This is a genomic window from Mycobacterium neglectum, assembly GCF_002591975.1.
GTDB lineage: Bacteria > Actinomycetota > Actinomycetes > Mycobacteriales > Mycobacteriaceae > Mycobacterium > Mycobacterium neglectum.
Window position 1 is genome coordinate 1 of sequence record NZ_NVQE01000048.1, and the last position, 20816, is coordinate 20816.

General features: G+C 66.2%; 19 protein-coding genes and 1 pseudogene. 10 read left to right on the forward strand and 10 right to left on the reverse strand.

Annotated elements, in window-relative coordinates; genetic code table 11:
- Positions 1–24: 24 nt before the first annotated feature.
- Positions 25–780: pseudogene (locus CSQ99_RS26035) on the forward strand (APA family fibronectin-binding glycoprotein); the annotation flags it as partial.
- A 53-nt stretch (positions 781–833) separates the two neighbouring features.
- Here CSQ99_RS26035 and CSQ99_RS26040 read toward each other — a convergent pair.
- Positions 834–1085: a CDGP domain-containing protein gene (locus CSQ99_RS26040; RefSeq protein ID WP_099041895.1), complete on the reverse strand. Its 252-nt coding sequence runs from the start codon at positions 1083–1085 to the stop codon at positions 834–836.
- 229 nt (positions 1086–1314) lie between these two features.
- On the opposite strand from CSQ99_RS26040, the gene CSQ99_RS26045 reads away from it, so the two are divergent.
- Both CSQ99_RS26045 and CSQ99_RS26050 read left to right on the forward strand, forming a co-directional pair.
- The gene (locus tag CSQ99_RS26045) at positions 1315–1620 is read left to right on the forward strand and encodes a GlsB/YeaQ/YmgE family stress response membrane protein (protein WP_099041896.1); all 306 of its coding nucleotides are present in this window, start codon (positions 1315–1317) and stop codon (positions 1618–1620) included.
- Positions 1621–1635: 15 nt separating this feature from the next.
- Positions 1636–2655, forward strand: a complete 1020-nt coding sequence (locus CSQ99_RS26050) for a zinc-binding alcohol dehydrogenase family protein (RefSeq protein ID WP_099041926.1) — start codon at positions 1636–1638, stop codon at positions 2653–2655.
- Here CSQ99_RS26050 and CSQ99_RS26055 read toward each other — a convergent pair.
- The gene (locus CSQ99_RS26055) at positions 2652–3143 is read right to left on the reverse strand and encodes a hypothetical protein (RefSeq protein WP_099041897.1); all 492 of its coding nucleotides are present in this window, start codon (positions 3141–3143) and stop codon (positions 2652–2654) included. The two genes, CSQ99_RS26050 and CSQ99_RS26055, sit on opposite strands and share 4 nt — an antisense overlap.
- Before the next feature lie 123 nt (positions 3144–3266).
- Here CSQ99_RS26055 and CSQ99_RS26060 point away from each other — a divergent pair, with 123 nt between their 5' ends.
- A complete protein-coding gene (locus CSQ99_RS26060; protein ID WP_099041928.1) occupies positions 3267–3854 on the forward strand; it encodes a CGNR zinc finger domain-containing protein in 588 nt (195 codons plus the stop codon).
- Between the two features lie 18 nt (positions 3855–3872).
- Here CSQ99_RS26060 and CSQ99_RS26065 read toward each other — a convergent pair whose 3' ends face one another.
- Positions 3873–4637 (reverse strand): CPBP family intramembrane glutamic endopeptidase, encoded by a 765-nt coding sequence (locus tag CSQ99_RS26065; RefSeq protein WP_176561227.1) that lies wholly within the window; start codon positions 4635–4637, stop codon positions 3873–3875.
- 173 nt (positions 4638–4810) lie between these two features.
- Here CSQ99_RS26065 and CSQ99_RS26070 point away from each other — a divergent pair, with 173 nt between their 5' ends.
- The 4 genes from CSQ99_RS26070 to CSQ99_RS26085 are packed head-to-tail and all read left to right on the forward strand — an operon-like array spanning position 4811 to position 12010.
- Positions 4811–7285, forward strand: a complete 2475-nt coding sequence (locus CSQ99_RS26070) for a phosphoketolase family protein (RefSeq protein ID WP_425437882.1) — start codon at positions 4811–4813, stop codon at positions 7283–7285.
- A gap of 29 nt (positions 7286–7314) precedes the next feature.
- Positions 7315–8190, forward strand: coding sequence for a TIGR03619 family F420-dependent LLM class oxidoreductase (locus CSQ99_RS26075; protein WP_176561228.1), 876 nt, complete (start codon positions 7315–7317; stop codon positions 8188–8190).
- Positions 8187–10547: a CaiB/BaiF CoA-transferase family protein gene (locus tag CSQ99_RS26080; RefSeq protein WP_099041898.1), complete on the forward strand. Its 2361-nt coding sequence runs from the start codon at positions 8187–8189 to the stop codon at positions 10545–10547. The genes CSQ99_RS26075 and CSQ99_RS26080 overlap by 4 nt, the downstream gene beginning before the upstream one ends.
- Positions 10547–12010 (forward strand): acetyl-CoA acetyltransferase, encoded by a 1464-nt coding sequence (locus tag CSQ99_RS26085; RefSeq protein ID WP_099041899.1) that lies wholly within the window; start codon positions 10547–10549, stop codon positions 12008–12010. Before CSQ99_RS26080 ends, CSQ99_RS26085 begins: the two co-directional genes overlap by 1 nt.
- On the opposite strand, the gene CSQ99_RS31570 is transcribed toward CSQ99_RS26085, so the two are convergent.
- The 7 genes from CSQ99_RS31570 to lon form a co-directional block, all read right to left on the reverse strand.
- Positions 11979–12140, reverse strand: coding sequence for a hypothetical protein (locus tag CSQ99_RS31570; protein WP_245909101.1), 162 nt, complete (start codon positions 12138–12140; stop codon positions 11979–11981). The two genes, CSQ99_RS26085 and CSQ99_RS31570, sit on opposite strands and share 32 nt — an antisense overlap.
- Positions 12141–12231: 91 nt before the next feature.
- Positions 12232–12834, reverse strand: a complete 603-nt coding sequence (locus CSQ99_RS26095; protein ID WP_099041900.1) for a hypothetical protein — start codon at positions 12832–12834, stop codon at positions 12232–12234.
- Positions 12835–14040, reverse strand: coding sequence for an NAD(P)/FAD-dependent oxidoreductase (locus CSQ99_RS26100; protein ID WP_099041901.1), 1206 nt, complete (start codon positions 14038–14040; stop codon positions 12835–12837).
- Between the two features lie 36 nt (positions 14041–14076).
- A complete protein-coding gene (locus CSQ99_RS26105; protein ID WP_099041902.1) occupies positions 14077–14799 on the reverse strand; it encodes a DUF72 domain-containing protein in 723 nt (240 codons plus the stop codon).
- Complete coding sequence (locus CSQ99_RS26110; RefSeq protein ID WP_099041903.1) at positions 14796–15443, reverse strand: endonuclease; 648 nt, start codon at positions 15441–15443, stop codon at positions 14796–14798. The genes CSQ99_RS26105 and CSQ99_RS26110 overlap by 4 nt, the downstream gene beginning before the upstream one ends.
- An 18-nt stretch (positions 15444–15461) precedes the next feature.
- Positions 15462–15794 (reverse strand): TfoX/Sxy family protein, encoded by a 333-nt coding sequence (locus CSQ99_RS26115; RefSeq protein ID WP_099041904.1) that lies wholly within the window; start codon positions 15792–15794, stop codon positions 15462–15464.
- Between the two features lie 77 nt (positions 15795–15871).
- The gene (gene lon / locus CSQ99_RS26120; protein ID WP_099041905.1) at positions 15872–18205 is read right to left on the reverse strand and encodes an endopeptidase La; all 2334 of its coding nucleotides are present in this window, start codon (positions 18203–18205) and stop codon (positions 15872–15874) included.
- A 231-nt stretch (positions 18206–18436) separates the two neighbouring features.
- On the opposite strand from lon, the gene CSQ99_RS26125 reads away from it, so the two are divergent.
- Both CSQ99_RS26125 and CSQ99_RS26130 read left to right on the forward strand, forming a co-directional pair.
- Positions 18437–19921 (forward strand): GntP family permease, encoded by a 1485-nt coding sequence (locus CSQ99_RS26125; protein ID WP_099041931.1) that lies wholly within the window; start codon positions 18437–18439, stop codon positions 19919–19921.
- Positions 19922–20012: 91 nt separating this feature from the next.
- Complete coding sequence (locus CSQ99_RS26130; RefSeq protein WP_099041906.1) at positions 20013–20798, forward strand: DeoR/GlpR family DNA-binding transcription regulator; 786 nt, start codon at positions 20013–20015, stop codon at positions 20796–20798.
- The last annotated feature ends 18 nt before the right edge of the window (positions 20799–20816 follow it).

Below are 20816 nucleotides of genomic sequence, written 5' to 3' on the forward strand. Positions count from 1 at the left end.
CCCGCAGGGACCACATAGCTCAGGCCGCCGCCCGTCGATCCGGGCCGCGTCGACAACGCCGCCGGCGGCCTGAGCTATGTGGTCCCTGCGGGATGGAAGGTTTCGGATTCCACCCAGTTGTCCTACGGCCAGGCACTGTTGACGAAGATCGCACCGGAAGGCGCAGAGCCGCCGAACGATACGAGCGTTCTGCTCGGACGGCTTGATCTGAAGCTGTTCGCGGGCGCCGAAACCGATAACACCAAGGCCGCCCAGCGGCTGGCGTCGGATATGGGCGAGTTCTTCATGCCCTTCCCCGGCACCCGGATGAATCAGGAAACGATTCCGCTCGACGCCGCAGGCATGCCGGGTGTCGCCTCCTACTACGAGGTGAAGTTCACCGACACCAACAAGCCCACCGGCCAGATCTGGGCGGGCGTGGTCGGTGAGCCGGTCGAACCCGGCACCCCGCGCGGCCAGCGCACACCGCAGCGCTGGTTCGTCGTCTGGCTCGGGACGGACGCCAACCCGATCCCCAAGGACGAGGCCGCGATCCTCGCCAATTCGATCCGGCCTTATGCCGCACCGGTCGCTCCGCCGCCTCCGCCTGCGGATCCCAATGCGCCGCCGCCTCCGCCTGCGGATCCCAATGCGCCGCCGCCTCCGCCTGCGGATCCGAATGCGCCGCCGCCTCCGCCTGCGGATCCGAATGCGCCGCCGCCTCCGCCTGCACCTGCGGCCGTCGGGGTGCCGGTGCCCGTCGCGCCGGAGGATGCGCCAGGAATGCTGCCGCCGGGCTGACCGCCGGGTGTCCGCCGCGGGACGGACCCGAATGCCTCACCGTCAGTTGGCGTTCAGGGACCGACCCACGGCGGCTGGGCGCTGCCCACGTTGACGATGAAGCAATTGGTGCCGCCGAACCCGAGGACTCCGGTGGACTGGCAGCGCTCGAAGTTGCCATCGGGTGCGATCGGCCCGTCGCAGATCTCGCCGCCGCCCCACGGCGTCCAGCCCGCCTGGCACCCGGCGTTCGCCGGAGCCGCCAGGGCGAGGGCGACTCCGCTCGTCGCGAGGGCACTGATCGTCAGTGCAACAAGTGCTTTCATGCCTCCACCTCTTCCTGCGGTAGCGGTGCCGTGACCGGTACGGGGCCGTCACGCGCACGTTATTCCCAGGTTATGCGCTCGTGACCGATTAGGGATCGGGAATCCTCGCAGTCTTGATGACAGCGGATCTTGACCGTGGTAGCGGCCGAATCGTTATCCACGTGCGGTATATCTCAAGTTGGCGCGGCGGCTGCGCTGAGCCAAGGGCAGCGATAGGCGGGAGACGCTGATGGACATCATTGCGGCTACTCAGTTCCTCGGAGAACGGTCCACAACGCTCACCAGCGTCGGCTGGATCGGTTACATCATCATCGGAGCGCTCGCCGGCTGGATTGGCGGAAAGATCGTCAAGGGCAGCGGATCCGGAATTCTGATGAACATCGTCATCGGTGTAGTCGGCGCCTTGATCGGTGGTTTCCTCCTCAGCTTCTGGTTCGACACCGCCGATGGAGGTTGGTGGTTCACCTTCTTCACCGCAATTCTCGGATCGGTGATCCTGCTGTGGCTCGTCGGCCTGGTGCGGAAAAAGGCCTAGCGTCACGATGGGGTGATGAGCACCCCAACCATGAAGGCGTGGCGGGTCCGCCGGCCCGGTCCGATGAACACTCGGCCACTGGAGTACGTCACGACTGAGGTACCACGGCCCGCGCCCGGCGAGCTTCTCGTCGCGGTGCGGGCTTGTGGTGTGTGCCGCACCGACCTCCACGTGGCCGAGGGCGACTTGCCCGTGCACCGCTCCGGAGTGATTCCGGGCCATGAAGTCGTCGCCGAAATCGTCGAAGTAGGCCCGACAGCGCAGGGCGGTGAGTTCGCCGTCGGCGACCGCGTCGGTATCGCGTGGCTCAGATACACATGCGGCCGATGCAAGTTCTGTGGGAGCGGTAACGAGAACCTGTGCCAAGAATCTCGGTACACCGGGTGGGACGCCGATGGTGGATATGCCGAATTTGCCACCGTCCCAGCGGCTTACGCGCACCCTCTGCCGGATCGGTACTCCGACACGGAATTGGCGCCGCTGTTGTGCGCGGGCATCATCGGCTATCGCGCCCTGCTGCGCGCCGACCTCCCTGCAGGCGGGAGGCTGGGCATCTACGGGTTCGGAGGCAGCGCACACCTCACCGCGCAGGTTGCTCTCGCGCGGGGCGCCGAAGTGCACGTGATGACGCGCGGCGACATGGCGAAGGAATTGGCTTTGGCGTTGGGCGCGGCGTCGGTGCAGGGCGCCTATGACCGTCCGCCGGTGGCGCTGGACTCCGCGATTCTGTTCGCCCCGGTGGGTGATCTGGTGCTGCCCGCACTCGAGTCGCTGGACCGCGGTGGCACTCTGGCCGTTGCCGGTATCCACCTGTCCGACATCCCGCCGATGAACTACCAGCGCCACCTCTTTCAAGAGCGCCAGTTACGGTCCGTGGCGTCGAACACCCGCGCCGACGCCCGCGAGTTCCTCGCCTTCGCCGGTCGCCACCACCTGGAGGTGACGACTCCGCAGTACCCGCTGGGCAAGGCCGATTGTGCACTCGCCGATCTCGTCGAGGGCCGCATCTCCGGCGCAGCGGTACTGCTGGTTTAGAGCGCAGCGAGGGCGGCGCCGAGCCGACCCCGCAGATCGCCGTGGCCGTATCGATAGAGCGGACCCGTTCCGTCGCCCAGAATCTGGCGCAAACGTGCCATTCCTCGCGCGCTCACCGGCCGCGGTGCGTGCAACCTCAGCGTGATCGCATCGATCACGTCTTCGGCCGCCGTGATGTTGGCAACATGCAACGGCACCCGAGACGACAGCAGCAGGCCGCGGCCGCGGGCATCGGTGACCGTCGCGCGCAATGAACGCGCGATTGCCTCCCGTTCCGCGTTCGACGTCAGGCGCGCCTCATGAACGGCGAGCGCACTGCCCGCCGGTGCGGGTACGCCGACGGCAAGAAGCCCGTCGAACTGGCCGGCTCGAAGTCGTGCCGTCAGCCGTGACGCCAACGACGATCGGGGCACCGCCCGATCCGGAGTGGCGGAGCCGGCGTTGGAAAAACTAGAAATAATTTCGGCTGGAATCTTGTTGTCAGCCATGGGTATCTACCTCTTTGCCGGGTTTCGGCATTCGCTTTACTCTTATGACTGTCTAAGACGTTACAGTGGTCATGCGTGACCAGTCAAGTTGATATACCGGTCATGGAAGCTTACGGTGGATTCATGGTTGCGGAACCGAAACGTTGGCTTGCCGACGACGAATCCAAGCCGGCGCCCGGACGGTTGCTTCGAGTTCAAGCGCTGGTCAACACCGTAGAGCTGCCCACTGGGCCGGACAGGCTCGCCGATCCCGAGGATGCGCGCCCGTGGCTCATCGCCAACGAGCTGTTGGCATCCGATGCCGCCCTCGATGGCACCGATTTGCAGCTGCTGAGTGGTGTGCGCGAGGCGTTGCGCACGCTTTTGTCGCACAACAGCGGTGGGCCGGCGCCGGTCGAGGCGGACTTGGTGCCGCTTCGTGCGGTCGCCGACCGCGGCGCCGCGCGCGCCGAACTCGACACCGACGGGGTGGTACGACTCGCGGCGGCTGGTGATTCGGTGGCCGAGCGCCTGGTCGAACTGTTGCTGATCACACGCGACGCGCAGCGTGACGGCAGTTGGGCGCGTCTGAAGGTCTGCGCGAACGACGAATGCCGGTGGGCGTTCTACGACCGATCCCGTAACCACGGCGGAACCTGGTGCGAGATGTCTGCGTGCGGAAACAAGCTGAAGAACCGTGAGTTTCGCGCGCGACGGAAGGCGAGGGCCTGACTTCCTGGGCCAGCGCGGTCAGGTCGACAGATGCCACACCAGAGCGGCGGCCAGCGCACCCAATCCGTTGAGCGACCAGTGCAAGGCGATCGGTGCGATCAGACTCCCGCTGCGCCGACGTAGCCAGGTGAACACGAAACCGGCGAAGGCCGTGGCCGCGACCGCAAGGGCAACCCCTGCCACTGTGCCTAGCAGGCCGCCGCCGAATATGCGGGTGAACCCGACGTTACTGCTGGTCAGGCCAAATGAGGTCGCGATATGCCAGAGGCCGAAAAGCAACGAGCCCGCCGCCGCGACACCTCGCCAGCCCCATGCGCGGTCCAGCGCACCGTGCAGTACGCCACGGAACGCCACTTCCTCTGGGATCACCGTCTGCAGCGGAATGATGATCATCGACGCGAGTAATGCGCCGGAGATCGTCGCGTAGTTGTTGTTCATGAACATCGGGCGCGTCCAGGGCAGCAATGCGCCGATCGCGATCACCGTGACCACCAGGGCGACGGCGGCCAGGGCGTAGCCCGCGCCGGACTTCCATTGCTCCCTGCCAAGGCCCAGTTCGGTCCAGCCCAGGCCCCGCGACCGCACGAGGAGCAGGAGACCGATCGCGGCCGCTGGAACCGTCGCGAAACTGGCCCACGGGGTGGTGAAGTGCGCGATCAGGTTGGTGAGCGCGAGCACCACCACAACCACGGCGATATCCGCATAGATGCGGAAGTGATGAAGTGCGGACAATTGTTCGATCAGCGGGTGCGGAGTCTCGGCTACCAGCGCTTGATCGGACACGGGTTGCGATTCTACCGGTCTTCGCTGAGTGTCGCCTGAGACAGCGAAGGCATAAACACCATGGTGGTGGGTGGCCGAGGAGTGAACAAGTCTCACCCGTCGGGCACAACGTGAAGCACCGGCGTTTGATGGGTATGGGAAACCCGAACCCGATGCGACAGGAGCACGGTGCGATGACCACAGAGTCCGGTTTGATGCAGACTTGGCCTTCCGCCGAATCGCGCGCGCTGAGCGACGAGACGCTGGCCAAGATCGACGGTTGGTGGCGCGCAGCGAACTACCTGTCTGTGGGGCAGATCTATCTGCTGGCCAACCCGCTGCTGAAGGCGCCGCTGTCGGCCGACGATGTCAAGCCTCGTCTGCTCGGGCACTGGGGAACCACGCCCGGCCTGAACTTCCTGTACGCACATCTCAACCGGGTCATCAAGGAGCGGGGCCAGTCGACCATGTACATCACCGGGCCCGGCCACGGTGGTCCCGGGCTGGTCGCCAACGCCTACCTCGACGGCACGTATTCGGAAGTGTACTCCGAAATCACCCAGGACACCGACGGCATTCGGCGGCTGTTTCGCCAGTTCTCGTTCCCCGGCGGCATACCGTCGCACGTTGCCCCGGAAACGCCGGGCTCCATCCACGAGGGTGGCGAGCTCGGGTATGCGCTTTCGCACGCGTACGGTGCCGCGTTCGACAACCCGGGCCTCCTGGTCGCGGCGGTCGTCGGCGACGGCGAGGCCGAGACCGGCGCGCTCGCGACGAGTTGGCATTCGAACAAGTTCGTCAACCCGGCCAAAGATGGGGTGGTGCTGCCGATCTTGCACCTGAACGGGTACAAGATCGCCAATCCGACGGTTCTGGATCGCATACCCACAGATGAACTTCGAAGCCTGATGGTCGGCTACGGCCACAACCCGTATTTCTTCGAGGCGAACGAGGGCGACGACATCGCCGACGTACATCGGCGGTTCGCATCGTTGCTCGACGAGGTGCTCAACGAGATTTCGGAGATCAAGGCCAGGGCGGCCGAGCGTGATGAGCGCCGGCCGACGTGGCCGATGGTCGTCTTCCGCACTCCTAAGGGATGGACTGGTCCGGATTACATTGACGGAAAGAAGACCACGGGATCCTGGCGCGCACACCAGGTTCCGCTAGCCAGCGCCCGCGATACCCCAGAGCATCTGCGAGTGCTCGCCGACTGGTTGGGCTCCTATCGGCCCGACGAACTATTCGACGAGGACGGCAGACTCGATCCTGCCATCGCCGATCTGGCACCGGATGGCGCGCTGCGAATGAGCGACAATCCGCATGCCAACGGCGGAATTCTGTTGAAAGATCTGCGGCTGCCCGACTTTCGGAAGTTCGGCGTGAACGTACCCGTCCCGGGCGCCACCATCGCTGAGGCGACCAAGGTGCTCGGCCAGTGGCTCACTGAAGTTATTCGGCTCAACCCCGACAACTTTCGGATCTTCGGCCCCGACGAGACCGCCTCGAATCGCCTTCAACCGGTGTTCGATGCCACTGCCAAACAGTGGAACGCCGAGTTCGTGGGGCCAGAAGTCGATGAGCATCTCGCCCGGGCTGGGCGTGTCGTCGAGATGCTGTCCGAGCACCAGTGCGAGGGCTGGCTCGAGGGATATCTGCTGACGGGCAGGCACGGTTTGTTCAATTGTTACGAGGCGTTCATCCACATCATCGATTCGATGGTCAACCAGCACGCCAAATGGCTGAAGGTCACCAACCACATACCGTGGCGCCGACCCATCGCCAGCCTGAATTACCTGCTGTCAAGCCATGTTTGGCGCCAAGACCATAACGGCTTCAGCCATCAGGACCCCGGCTTCATCGACCACGTCGTCAACAAGAAAGCCGAGATCGTCAGGGTGTACCTGCCGCCGGACGCGAACACCCTGCTGTCCACCTATGACCACTGCCTACGGTCGCGGCAGTACGTGAACGTGGTGGTGGCGGGCAAGCAGCCGCACCCCAACTTCCTCACCATGGATCAGGCGATCGCGCACTGCGCCAGGGGACTGGGCATCTGGGAGTGGGCAGGCTCCGAAGAAGTCGGCACCGACCCGGACGTCGTCATCGCGACCGCCGGGGACGTGCCGACGCTGGAGGGTCTCGCGGCCGTCGACTTGATCAGACAGCACCTGCCCGACCTGAAGGTCCGCTTCGTCAATGTCGTCGACCTGATGCGCCTGCAGGACGACACCGAGCATCCGCACGGTCTGTCGAATCGCGAATTCGACATGATCTTCACTCGCGACAAGCCGGTGATCTTCGCGTATCACGGTTATCCCTGGTTGATCCATCGGCTCATCTATCGGCGCGACGGCGCCAACAACGTCCACGTGCGGGGTTACAAGGAAGAGGGAACCACCACCACCCCCTTCGACATGGTCATGCTCAACGACCTCGACCGGTTCCACCTGGTTATCGACGTGATCGACCGGGTGCCTTTCCTGCAGTCACGCTGCGCAACGCTGCGCCAGCGCATGGTCGACATGAGGATCACGGCCCGCCAGTACACCCGTGAGTACGGCGACGACCTTCCCGAGGTGCGCGACTGGGTGTGGCCCGACGCGCGTCAGTTGGCGGGGCAGACGGATATTGCCGCGACGGCAGCGACTGGAGGCGACAACGAGTAGTCGCGAATGCACGCACTACCCTGTCGGTCGTGCTCGGATTCGCAGTGCCGCAATATGGGGCGGCTGCCCACGCAGAGCTGGCCCGCTTCGCCTCGACGGCCGAAGAACTCGGCGCCGATAGCCTCTGGGTCGGGGACCGGCTGCTCGCGGCGGTGCAACCCACCGTCGGATACGCGGGCAGGGACACCATCCCCGCACAGTTCCGGACCGGAATCGATCCGTTCATCGCACTGGCGGTGGCCGCAACCGCGACGACGAGGACCCGCCTGGGCGCCAGCGTGTTCGTCGCCCCGTGGTATCCGCCGGTCCAACTGGCCAGGCAATTGACCAGCCTTGACGTGGTCAGCGGCGGGCGACTGCTGCCGGGTTTCGGTATCGGCTGGTCGCCCGAGGAGTATGAGGCGGCGGGTGCGCCGTTCAGGCGCCGCGGCGCACAGCTCGACGAGCTCCTGGACGCGCTGGAGGCATTGTGGACGACGAATCCCGTTGCGCACCATGGCGAACGTTGGTCCATTCCGGAAGCCTGGGTCGACCTCAAACCGGTGCAAAAACCGCGCCCGCCGATCTATCTCGGCGCATTCACGCCGGCCGGACTCGAGCGGGTGGGCCTGCGCGCCGACGGCTGGACACCGGTGGTGCAGGTCCCGCGCGGCGTGAACCTCGACATGCTGACCAGGCAGCGGCAGACGATCGACGACGCGGCGCGCGCCGCTGGACGTGATCCATCGGCCATTCACACCTGCGTCCGGATCAACGTCGCCGGGGGTGCGCCCGTCGAGCAGGTGGCCGAGGCCGTCAAGGTGCTGGCCGACAACGGCTATCCCGACACGTTCGTCGACCTGCTTTATGTCGCCGACACCACCGACGCCCACCTCGACTGGGTGGAACGGCTGGTGGCCCGGTGAGCGGACTGCTGAGCTCCGTACGCGTTCTGGAATTGGGCGGTGCATCATCCGATGGCGTCGGGCGCCTGTTCGCGGACCTGGGCGCCGACGTCTTGAAGGTCGAGCTTCCCGGCGGAGGCGATGCGCGCCACGCACTGCCCGGCGTCGCGGGCGCCAGCATCGCGTTCGCGGTGCACAACGCCAACAAGCGCAGTGCCGTGCTCGATCCCGACAGTGCGCAAGACCGGCAGCGACTGGTCGAGTTGGCAGGTGCGGCCGACATCGTCGTGGACAGCGGCAACCCAGGAACCGCTGCGGCTTTCGGAACATCGTGTGTCGCCCTTGCCGATCAGTTCGGGCACCTGGTGGCGCTGTCGGTGACCGACTTCGGCTCCGCCGGTCCATATCGTTCGCGGCAGGCCACCGACGCCGTCTTGTACGCGATGTCGACCGCTCTGTCACGGACCGGTCCAACGACGGGCAAGCCGGTACTGCCGCCCGACGGTGTGGCATCGGGGACGGCCGCGGTGCAGGCGGCATGGGCGGCACTGGCTGCGTTCTATCGCCGGTTACGCGACGGCAGAGGCGATTACATCGACTTCTCTCGTTTCGAGGCGGTTCTGCAGTCGCTCGATCCGCCGTTCGGTTCGGAGGGCCAAGCGGCCGTCGGCCTGAAAGCGGCGGGGGAACTCTGGCGGGGCAGGCCGCGCAATCAGCAGATCTATCCGATCTTCGCCTGTAAGGACGGCAACGTTCGCATCTGCCTGCTGTCGGCGCGGCAATGGCGCGGAATGCGTGGCTGGCTCGGTGAGCCCGCGCAATTTGCCGACCCCAAGTTCGACACGATCGCGGCACGCTACGCCGCCTCGCGCGAATTGAACGCCGCGATCGCCGACCTGTTCGCTTCGCAGACGATGGACGATTTGGTCGCAGGCGGACAGACGCGTGGGGTCCCGGTGGCCGCGGTCCTCAGTGCGGCAGAGACCTTGGCGTCAGAGCACTTTCGCGAGGTAGGTGCGCTGATCGACCTGCCGATCACCCATGATGTGACCCTGACCGTTCCGGTGGGGCCCGTGGTCGTAGACGGCCAGCGCGCCGGGGTGGCGCGCCCGGCACCGGAGGCGGGCGCCGATGAACCCGATTGGCCCGCAGCCCCTTTCGCAGGTGAACCGCGCGAGGCCGACGTCCAGCGGCCGTTCGATGGCCTGCGGATTCTCGACCTCGGCGTGATCGTCGCAGGTGGTGAACTGGGCCGGCTTTTCGCCGACCTGGGCGCGGAGGTGATCAAGGTGGAGAGCGCCGCGTATCCCGATGGTCTTCGCCAAACCGCTCCCGGCATGACGATGAGCAGATCGTGGGCCTTGACGCACCGCAACGAAAAGAGCCTCGGCCTCGACCTGCGACATCCCGAGGGGGCCGAGCTCTTCCGGCGCCTGGTCGCCGACGCGGATGCCATTTTCGCCAACTTCAAGCCGGGAACGCTTGATTCGCTTGGCTTTTCCTATGAGCGGTTACGGCAGATCAATCCGCGTATCGTGCTGGCGGAGAGCAGCGCGTACGGGGCGAGCGGCCCGTGGAGCGACCGCATGGGGTACGGACCGCTGGTGCGGGCGGCGACGGGCGTCACCTGGCTGTGGACCTCCCAGGACGCGATTTCGGAAGGAAGCTTCTCCTCCTCCCAATTTTTTGATGCGACCACCGTTTTCCCCGACCACGTCGCCGCCAGACTGACCGCATTCGCGGCGTTGGCCGCGATGATCCGGCGCGAACGCACCGAAACAGGTGCGCACGTACACATCCCGCAGGCCGAGGCGGCGGTCAACCAACTCGCCACCGCCTACGTCACCGAAGCCGCACTCACCGCGGGGGTGCCGGTCACCGGGGATGAGTCGATCCACGGCGTCTATCCGTGCGCCGGCGACGACGAATGGTGTGTCATCTCCGTTCGGTCCGACACCGAGCGCACCGCGCTCGCGCAGGTGATGGGCCGTGACGATCTCCCACTCGAGCGAGACCAGTTCATCACCGCCGTGTCGGAATGGACGCGCAGCAATGACAAGGCACAGGTCGCCGAAATATTGCAACGGGCAGGCATTCCGGCCGGTCCGATGAACCGTGCGGTGGACATCCCAGTCGACCCGCAGGTGGCGTTTCGGCGGTTGTACTCCGACATGGCGCATCCGCTGTTCGACGCGCCGATGCTCAGCGAGACGGGACCCGCGCCCTACACGCGCATCCCCGCCGCGGAGCTTCGGCCCGCCCCGATGCCGGGGGACCAGACCCGACAGATCTGCGGCGAGGTGCTTGGATTGAGCGCCGACGACACCGATCGGCTCATTGCCGACGGTGTCCTTTTCACTCAACAAGGGAGTCGATGATGGATCCGCGGACGCCGGTGCTGATCGGCTACGGCCAGGTCAACCAGCACGACGAGAGCCCGGAGGTGGAGCCGGTCGACCTGATGGTGTCGGCTGCCCGCGCCGCAGCCGATCCGCGCGTGCTTGAGGCCGTCGACTCCGTGCGCGTGGTGAACCTGCTGTCCTGGCGGTACCGCGATCCGGGACTCCTTCTGGCGCAGCGGATCAAGGCCGACGGTGCCAACACGCGCTACACGGGTATCGGCGGAAACGTGCCGCAGACGCTGGTCAACAAGGCGTGTCTGGACATCCAGGCGGGCCGATCTGACGTCGTGCTGATCGCGGGAGCCGAAACATGGCGCACCCGTTCACGGGTGCGGAAGGCGGGCGGCAAACTCCAATGGACCAGCCAGGACGATTCTGTTCCGATCGCCGCAGGTTCTGACGAAGGCATCGAACTCGCGGGCCCGTCGGACCTTCGAATCAAGCTGGACCGTCCCGCTTACGTCTATCCGATGTTCGAGCAGGCACTGCGGATCGCTGCGGGCGAAACTCCGGACGTCCATCGTCGCCGCATCGGCGAACTCTGGTCACAGTTCAGCGCAGTGGCTGCGACGAACCCGTATGCATGGAGCCGAGAGGCCTTGTCGGGCAACGAAATCGCCGAGCCGAGTCCAAGCAACCGGATGGTCAGCTGGCCGTACACGAAGTTGATGAACTCGAACAACATGGTGGATCAGGGTGCGGCTCTGGTGCTGATGTCGGTCGACAAGGCGACGTACCTGCAGATCCCGCGAGACCGTTGGGTGTTTCCCTACGCGGGCACCGACGCCCACGACACCTACGCCATCAGCGATCGTGCCGAGTTCCACACCTCGCCGGCCATCCGGATCGCTGGCAGCCGCGCACTGGAACTGGCAGGCGCAGGGGTCGACGACATGGCACTGGTCGACCTCTACTCGTGCTTTCCCTCCGCGGTGCAGGTCGCGGCCAACGAACTGGGCCTGCCGACCGATGATCCGGCCCGGCCCCTGACCGTGACGGGCGGGCTGACCTTCGCCGGTGGCCCTTGGAACAACTACGTGACGCACTCGATCGCCACCATGGCTGAGCGCCTGGTCGCCAATCCGGGCCAGCGCGGTCTGATCACCGCCAACGGTGGCTACCTCACCAAGCACAGCTTCGGCGTGTACGGGACGGAACCGCCGGCGCACGAATTCCGCTGGGAGGACGTGCAAGAGGCCGTCGACCGCGAACCCACCCGGGAGGCGGTGGTGGAATGGTCGGGGGTGGGCACCGTCGAATCGTGGACGACCCCGTTCGATCGAGACGGATCGCCAGAGAAGGCGTTTCTCGCCGTCCGCACGCCCGAGGACGCGCGTGCGCTCGCCGTGATCCCCGGCGATGTCGAAGTGACTGTCCGCGAAGATATCGCGGGTGCCAAGGTTGCGGTCAACCAGGATGGCACCGCGACCCTGCTGTGATCTCAGTCGAGCCCACCACGCCCGCGTTGTTGCATACCAGGTCCACCCGGCCGAACCGTTCGATGGTCTCGTCGCCCAGCGCGTCGACGGCGACGGGGATCGCGTCCTCGCGCGCATCGGCGATCATCACGTTCACACCGCGCTGGGCCAGGACGCGGCCAGGCCGAGGCCGATGCCGCTGGTGCCTCCTGTGACCACGGCAACCTGTCCCGCTTCGATTCTCATGGAGCCTCCGCGGGCACATCGGTGTACTGGGGAACAAGACCGTCAGGGGAGAATGTAAAGCCCTTTCCGCTGAGTTCGCTCAAGCAGGAGAGACCCGTTGCCTCCTGTACGTTGCAGCGGAATCCGGCCGCGGCCAGGATTCTGTTGAACGGCAAGACCTTTGCGGCTCCGGGGTCGAGGGAGTATTCCGGCTGCTCGATCGCGACGAACTGCGCGGTGCCCTCACGCGTAAGGACAAGTGCGTTAGGCGTGGTGGCCTCACCGGCGGCGTCGGTCACCGAGTCCGGCTCCCCGGTGATGCCCATCGCCGACGGCCAGTTCGTCGCGGACAGGCAGCCCACCTTCACTCGCGGCATGATCGCGCACGCCCAGGTACCGCTGGGGGAGGTGAAGTAATAGCTCGTCCCGCCCGGTGGGTGTGCGACGTAGTCGAATGCGTTCGCCAGATGCGCATTGCTCGCCGGTGGGGTCGGCGCCACCGACGTGCTGGCGGGCGCCGCTGCCGGCGCCTCTTCGGTATTGACCACGGTCCCTCCCGAGCAGCCCGCGGCCAGGATTGCCACCGCGGCCAGCGAGATGGGAAGTGTGCGCGGGTTCACCTATGCGCCGAGGAGTTGGTCCGGGTCGACCGGCTCTCGTGACCGGATCAGCGCTTTGATGTCGTCGAGCCCTTCCCAGATGTTGACGTTCATCCCGGCGAGCACGCGGTTGTCGTTGTCGAGCCAGAACGCCGTGAATTCGCGGCCGGCCACATCGCCGCGCGTCACCATGCGGTCGTAGTCGGGTGCGTGCCCGACGTACTCCATGCCGAGGTCGTACTGGTCGGTGAAGAAGTAGGGCAGTTCGGTGTATTCCTCCGGCTTGCCGAGCATCCCGGCGGCCGCGACGGCCGGCTGCTTGAGGGCATTCGCCCAGTGCTCGGTGCGAATCCGGGTGCCGAAGAGGGGATGTTCGGCCGCGGCGATATCGCCCACCGCGAAGATGTCCGGGTCGCTGGTGCGTAGTGACGCATCCACGAGCACGCCGCCATGCCCGGTGGCGAGGCCGGCTTGCTCGGCGAGACCGCTGTTGGCGACGGCTCCGACGGCTACCAGAACCGCGTCGGAGGCGATCGTCGAGCCGTCGCCGAGCTTCAGCCCAGTTGCCTTGCCTCCGGATGTGGTGACTTCGTCGACCGTCGCATTCAGCCGGAGGTCCACGCCGTGCTCGCGATGCATCGCGGCGAACACCTCACCGGTCTCACGGCCGAGCGCGCCCATCAACGGCACTTCCGCGGTTTCCACGACAGTGACGGATACGCCGCGTGCCCGAGCGCCTGCTGCCACTTCGAGGCCGATCCAGCCTGCGCCGATAATCGCAAGTGAAACCCCCTCTGTGAGAACAGAGTTCAGAGCCTCGGCATCGTCGATCGTACGTAGATAATGTACGCCGTCGGCATCGGCGCCGGGAATCGATGGCCGACGCGGAGTGGACCCGGTAGCCAGGAGGAGCTTGTCGTAGCTCACGGTGGTGCCGTCTGGCAGGGACACCGTGTGAGCACCGGGGTCGACCGCGGTCACCTCGGTGCCGAGCTGCAGCTCGACATGGTGGTCGCGATACCAGGAGGACGACGCTGCTGTGAATTCTGTGAATTGCTTCTTGCCGAGCAGAAACTCCTTCGACAGCGGAGGACGTTCGTAGGGCAGGTGCTCCTCGGCGGCAAACAGCACGATGTGTCCACCGAAATCTTTGTCACGCAATGCTTCTGCGGCCTTGGCCCCAGCAAGGCCGCCGCCCACGATGGCGAATGTCGACGACGTTGTCATGCCACCTGACCTTACTCGCGACGGGATGCGGCTGGATCAAGCCAACAGTTCTTTGAGCTTTCGCGCGTTGTGGATGGCGTGTCCGCCCAGGTCGTTGTTGAAGTAGACCAGCACCCGGCGTCCCTCGCCGTGCCAACCGGCGATCCTGTCGGCCCATTCGCGCAGCTCGTCATCGGTGTACGAGCCCGCGTAGATCGAGTCCTGCGGCGGCCCGTGCATGCGGATGTACACAAGATCGCTGGTCGCGCGCGGAACACACGTCAGACCCGCGCCGCTCATCACCACATATGCGGCGCCGTGTCGTTCGAGCAGAGCAAAGACGACGTCGTCGTCCCAGGAGGGATGCCGAAACTCCATGGCCACCGGAATCCAGTCGGGCATCAGGCTCAGGAAGTGAGCGAGCCGCTCGTCGTCGCGTTCCAGCTCGGGATGCAGCTGAACGAGCAGCGCCTCTCGCTTGTCAGCGAGCGCTTTCCAAGCCCGCTCGAACCGCTCCATCCATGGTTCCGGTGCACGCAACCTCCGGTAGTGGGTCAGTCCTCGCTGGGCCTTGACCGACATCGTGAAACCGTCGGGCAACCGCTGTCGCCAGCCCGCGAAGGTCGCGTCTTTCGGCCATCGGTAGAAACTGGCATTGAGCTCGACCGTGTCGAACTCCTCGACGTAGACCGCCAGCCGCTTGGCCACCGGCAATTTGGGTGGATACAAGACGCCCGCCCAGTGGTCGTAAGACCAGCCGGACGTGCCGACGCGAATCACGTCGCCTTCAGCAGTTCGTCCCGAAGATCGGTATCGAGTGAAACGCGCACCAGGGCCGCGGCGAGTTTCGCGGCCGAACGCGGCGCCAGGTCCCCGAGCTCGACCGCGCTGCCTGCGAGGCCGAGTTGTTTGGCGACGGCCAGGGTGCGGTCGTCGAAGAAGGGGCGTGCCCAGGTCCAGTGGTCCTGTATCTCGCGCAGGAAGATGTCGGCGCCGGTATCGCCAATCCCCTTGAACTGCTTCAACAATCGCCGAGCTGCTGTGGGGTTGTGCTCGCTCGCGTCGGCGAGCCCGCGCAAATCGTCGGCGTATTGATCGTGGACGGTTCGTGCGATGTCGACCAGCCGGGTCGCCGAGCTTTCGTCGTAGCGCACATAGTGCGCACGCCCGAAAGCGGTGATCATCGTCGACCGGTCGGCCTGTAGAACCGCTTTGGGGGTTCGCAGACCGGCCTTGAACACCTCGCGAGCCGCATCGGTGGCGATGGCCGCATCGATGGGCTTACTCGCGAGCATGCAGAGAACAAGCAACTGGAACAGCGGCATGGGCTTGTCCTGCAGCCGTATACCGGCTTGCTGGGCATAGGTCGTGCCGGCCCGCTCGAGCAGGCCTTTCAGTAGCTTCTTGGTCGATGCCGTTGGCACATGGGCGGCGTACCCGTGCTATTTGGCGGGGAAACTCTTCGCGTAGTCGACACCGCGGCTCACCCACGCCTGCAGCTGTCGTTTGGTCTTGAGACCGTCGACGCCCACCCGCAACCAGCCGCGGGTCTCACGTCCGGCCATCACCATCGGTTCGACGTGTTCGCGTGCCAACAGCTTCTCGGTGTCGTCGCGCGGCACCCGCACCATGAGCCCGCCCTGGCCGCTGACGCACACCGACATATTGCCGCCGATGAGGAACGCCAGCCCGCCGAACATCCGCTTCTCGGCGACACCGCGCTCACCTGAGACGAGTTCGCGAACGCGGTCAGCCAAGTATTCGTCATAGGCCATGGGATCAAACTACTGCCGACATTGCACTCAGGGTCGTGACCCGCGATGGGACCACGACCCTGAGTGCACTTTCGCGGCTAGGCAGCGGCCGTTGTCGCCTCAGCCTCTGCTGGTGCGAGCGCCTGCGCGATGATGTCGGCGACGTCGACCATCGGTTTGACCTCCAGCGACTCGAGCACATCGGCCGGGACGTCGTCCAGGTCGGCCTCGTTGCGCTGGGGGATGAAAACCGTTGACAGTCCTGCGCGTTGCGCCGCCAACAGCTTCTGCTTGACGCCGCCGATCGGCAGCACGCGGCCGTTGAGTGTCACCTCACCGGTCATGCCGACATCGGAGCGGACCTGCCGCCCGGTGGCCATCGAAACCAGCGCCGTCACCATCGTCACGCCGGCCGACGGACCGTCCTTGGGCACCGCACCCGCGGGCACGTGCACGTGGATCCTGCGGTCCAGGGACTTCGGGTCGACGCCCAGCTGCTCGGCGTGTGCACGCACGTAGGACAGCGCGATCTGCGCGGACTCCTTCATCACGTCACCAAGCTGACCGGTCAGCTGCAGCCCGGCCTCTCCGTCGGTCGCCCCGGCTTCGATGTACAAGACATCGCCGCCGAGCCCCGTGACCGCCAGTCCGGTGGCCACACCGGGCACCGCCGTGCGCTCGGCCGACTCCGGAAGGAACCGCGGGCGACCCAGGTAGTCAACGAGATCGGGCTCGTCGATCGTCAGCACCGCCGGGTCCACCGCCAGCTTCGTCGTGGCCTTGCGCAACGCCTTGGCCAGTAACCGCTCGAACTGCCGCACGCCGGGCTCGCGGGTGTAGTCGGCCGCGATCTTGCGCAGCGCGTCCTCGGTCACCGTCACCTCGTCCTCGGTCAGCGCCGCACGGTCCCGCTGCCGGGGCAGCAGGAAGTCCCGTGCGATGGCGACCTTGTCGTCCTCGGTGTAACCGTCGATCTGGATCAGCTCCATGCGGTCCAGCAGCGCCGACGGGATGTTCTCGATCACGTTGGCCGTCGCCAGGAACACGACATCGGACAGGTCCAGATCCAGCTCCAGGTAGTGATCGCGGAACGTATGGTTCTGCGCCGGGTCCAGCACCTCGAGCAGGGCGGCAGACGGATCGCCCCGGTAGTCGGAGCCGACCTTGTCGATCTCGTCGAGCAGCACGACGGGGTTCATCGACCCCGCTTCGCCGATCGCGCGCACGATACGGCCGGGCAGTGCACCGACGTAGGTGCGACGGTGACCACGGATCTCGGCCTCGTCGCGCACACCGCCGAGGGCGACGCGCACGAACTTGCGGCCCAATGCCCGGGCCACGCTCTCACCGAGCGATGTCTTGCCGACACCGGGGGGACCGGCCAGCACCATCACGGCGCCGGAACCGCGGCCGCCGACGACGGCCATCCCACGCTGGGCGCGTCGGGCCCGAACCGCCAGGTACTCGACGATGCGGTCCTTTACGTCCGTCAGTCCGTGGTGGTCGGCGTCGAGTATTTCCCGGGCCGACTTCAGGTCGGTGGAATCTTCGGTGGAGACGTTCCACGGCAGCTCCAGAACGGTGTCCAGCCAAGTCCGGATCCAGCCGCCCTCGGGGCTCTGCTCGCTGGAACGCTCCAACTTGCCGACCTCGCGCAGCGCGGCCTCGCGGACCTTCTCCGGCAGATCGGCGGCCTCGACGCGGGCCCGGTAGTCGTCAGACCCGTCGGGTTCACCTTCGCCCAGCTCCTTGCGGATCGCGGCGAGCTGCTGACGCAGCAGGAATTCCTTCTGCGTCTTCTCCATGCCCTCGCGGACGTCGTCGGCGATCTTGTCGGTGACCTCGACCTCCGCCAGCTGATCGCCGGTCCATTCGATGAGCACCTTGAGCCGCTCAGCGACGTCGGGGGTTTCCAGCAGCTGGCGCTTCTGCACCTGCGTCAGGTACGACGCGTAGCCGGCCGTGTCGGCCAGTGCCGACGGGTCGGTCAGCTGGTTGACGAAGTCGATGATCTGCCAGGCCTCTCGGCGCTGCAGCATCGCCAGCAGCAGCTTCTTGTACTCGGCAGCCAGCGCTTTGACCTCGTCGGTGGGGCCTGCAGCGTCTTCGATGACCTCGGTCACCTCGACCCACAGCGCGGCGCCGGGGCCGTTGGCACCCGCACCGATGTGCGCACGCTTGGTGCCGCGCACGACCGCCGCGCTCCCATTACCGCCCGCTATGCGACCGACCTGCACGATCGATGCGAGCACGCCGTATGACGCGTACCGGTCCTCGAGGCGGGGGGCGATGAGCAGCTCGCCGGACTCGGTGGCCTGTGCTGCGTCGACGGCGGCACGGGCCGCGTCGTCCAGCTCGATCGGCACAACCATTCCCGGCAGCACGATCGATTCGTTCAGGAACAGCACCGGCACTGATTTGGCTTCAGCCATGGTTCCTCCAAAGTTCAGTCAGATCGACTCAACCTTGTTGACGCCGCCTTTGTTCCCTTCCCCGAACTGGGCCCACACCCCGCTGCACCGGACATCCAGCGACAGGATCAGGCGGGCCAACCTAATTGCGCATTGTCCGCAGTTTCTATCGTAGAAGTGCTTGCATTCCGCAGTTTGGTCGGTCAGGATCGTGACGGGCCGCACATATGCGGGCCTTTCTGGGAGGTCTCGGTGGAAATAAGGTTGCTTCTTGCGCTGGCCCTTGGCATCGCGACGATGGTGGTGCTGGTGCTGCGCACCCGTCTCGACGCATTTGTCGCGCTGCTGATCGCCGCACTGGTCACCGGCTTCGTCGCTGGTTCACCAGCCTTGGACACCATCAAATCGATGACCACGGGATTCGGTAACACACTGGGCTCGATCGGTATCGTCATCGGCCTCGGCGTGGGCATCGGCAAGATACTCGAGGTTTCGGGTGCCGCCGATACGCTGGCACGCACGTTCGTGCGTGCCCTCGGTCGTGGACGCGAGCATTGGGCGATGGCAGGCACCGGCGCCATCGTCTCCATCCCGGTGTTCTGTGATTCCGGCTACGTCATCATGAACCCGCTGGCGCGCTCGATCGCGCGGCGCATCAAAGGCCGCTACGTCACGCTCGCGCTCGCGCTCGGCTGCGGCATGACGATTACCCACCACCTGGTGCCACCAACACCGGGCCCGCTCGGGGTCGCCGGCATCCTCGGCGCCGACCTCGGCGGCCTGATCCTCGTCGGATTCGTCTTCGCGGTGTTGCTATTACCGGTCGTTGTCCTCTACGCCGCCTGGATCGGCCCCAAGCTGGAGAGCGAGCTGACCGATGGGGTGCGTGCGGACGTCTACGGCAGTGTCAGTGTCAGTGCCAGCGCGGGCCGCACGGAGAGCACGGGCAGCCCGGGCACCTCGGGGAGCGTTGCGAACGTCGAGGACACCGAGGGGCCAGTCCACAAACTCGGTGCGGTGCCGGATGGTGAGAAGGAGCACTCCGTCCCGTTCGTCCTGGCCATGTTGCCGCTGTTCGTGCCGCTGCTGTTGATCGTGATGAACACCGTCGCCGCGGCGATCGACCGTGCCAACCAGGGCGTGCTGTCGCCCGACGATGAGTACACCCCGGCTGGCTACGCGGCGGTGCTCGGCTTCGTCGGCAACCCGGTGGTTGCCTTGGTCATAGGCATCGTGCTCGCCGTTTACCTGTTGCTGCCACGGTGGACGCCGCGCGCGAAGGTGCACCACTGGCTCGCTGAGGCCGCTGCGTCGGCCGGGCTGATCATTCTGATCACTGGAGCCGGCGGCGCGCTCGGCCAGGTGCTGCGTGACTCCGGCGTCGGCGATGCGCTGGCCGAGGCGATAGCCGACGTCAGCATGCCTGGCGTCCTGGTCCCGTTCCTGATCGCCTCGCTGGTGAGACTCGCCCAGGGTTCCGGCACGGTCGCCATGATCACCGCCGCCTCGGTGACGGTGCCGCTGGTGGCCGGTCTTGGCCTTTCGCCCCTGGTCGCAGCACTGGCGTGCTGTGCTGGGTCGATGGTGTTCAGCTACTTCAACGACTCCTACTTCTGGGTCGTCACCAGGTTCACCGGGCTCGAGGGTGTTGCTGCCCTGCGCGGCTGGTCGGGCATCACCACAGCGGTGTGGCTGGCCTCGCTGCCGCTGCTGCTCGTCGCAAGTGCGGTCCTCTGAACCGATATTCCACCGCGCTCGAGGACGCGCCGTACCGCGATGACATCCGAGCTACCTACGGCTCCTGAGGGGGAGTCCGGACAGGAGGGTGATGTCCGGCAGGGGTATGCGGCGCGCGACCTATGCGCGGCATGACGCGATGATCGGACTTGTGCGCGACAGAGGCGTAACCGATGTGGAGACGCTAGCTGCGCGGCTCGCCGTCTCGACGTCCACCGTTCGGCGCGACCTGTCGACCCTCCAGCAGCAGGGGCGCCTGGCCCGTACCTACGGCGGCGCGCTGGCCACCGACGTGTTCCGCGAGCGGCCGTTCACCGAGAGCGAGCGGCTCAACCTCGAGGCGAAGGCGGCCATAGCCGACGTGGCGCTGGGGCTGGTGCCGCCGGAGGGCACGGTCTTCCTCGATGCCGGCACGACGTGCCTGGCACTTGCACGGCGGCTGGCCGAGGGCAGGCCGCTCACGGTGGTCACCCGCGGGCTGGAGGCGGCGCTTGTGCTGGCCCGTTCGGCCAACGTCGACGTGGTGCTCACCGGCGGTCGGGTACAGCCGCTCAGCCACGGGGTGATCGGGCCACTCGCGTCGCTGGCACTCAACCGGTTGCACTTCGATATCGCATTCCTCGGCGCCGACGCCGTCGACCCGACCCGTGGCCTTGGCGAGCCGACGGTCGAGGAGACCTGGATAAAGCAGGAGGCCGCCGCCCGCGCTGACCGCGTGGTGCTGCTCGCCGACTCCTCGAAGCTCGCCCAGTGCACCCCCGCATGGATCCCGATCGCCGAGTCGTGGACGGTCGTGCTCGACGCGGCGGCCCCGAAGGCGGCGTGCACAGCGTTCACCGAGCGTGGGGTGCGGGTGCTGACGCCGACAAGGCGGTGATTCGACACCTCGCCAAAT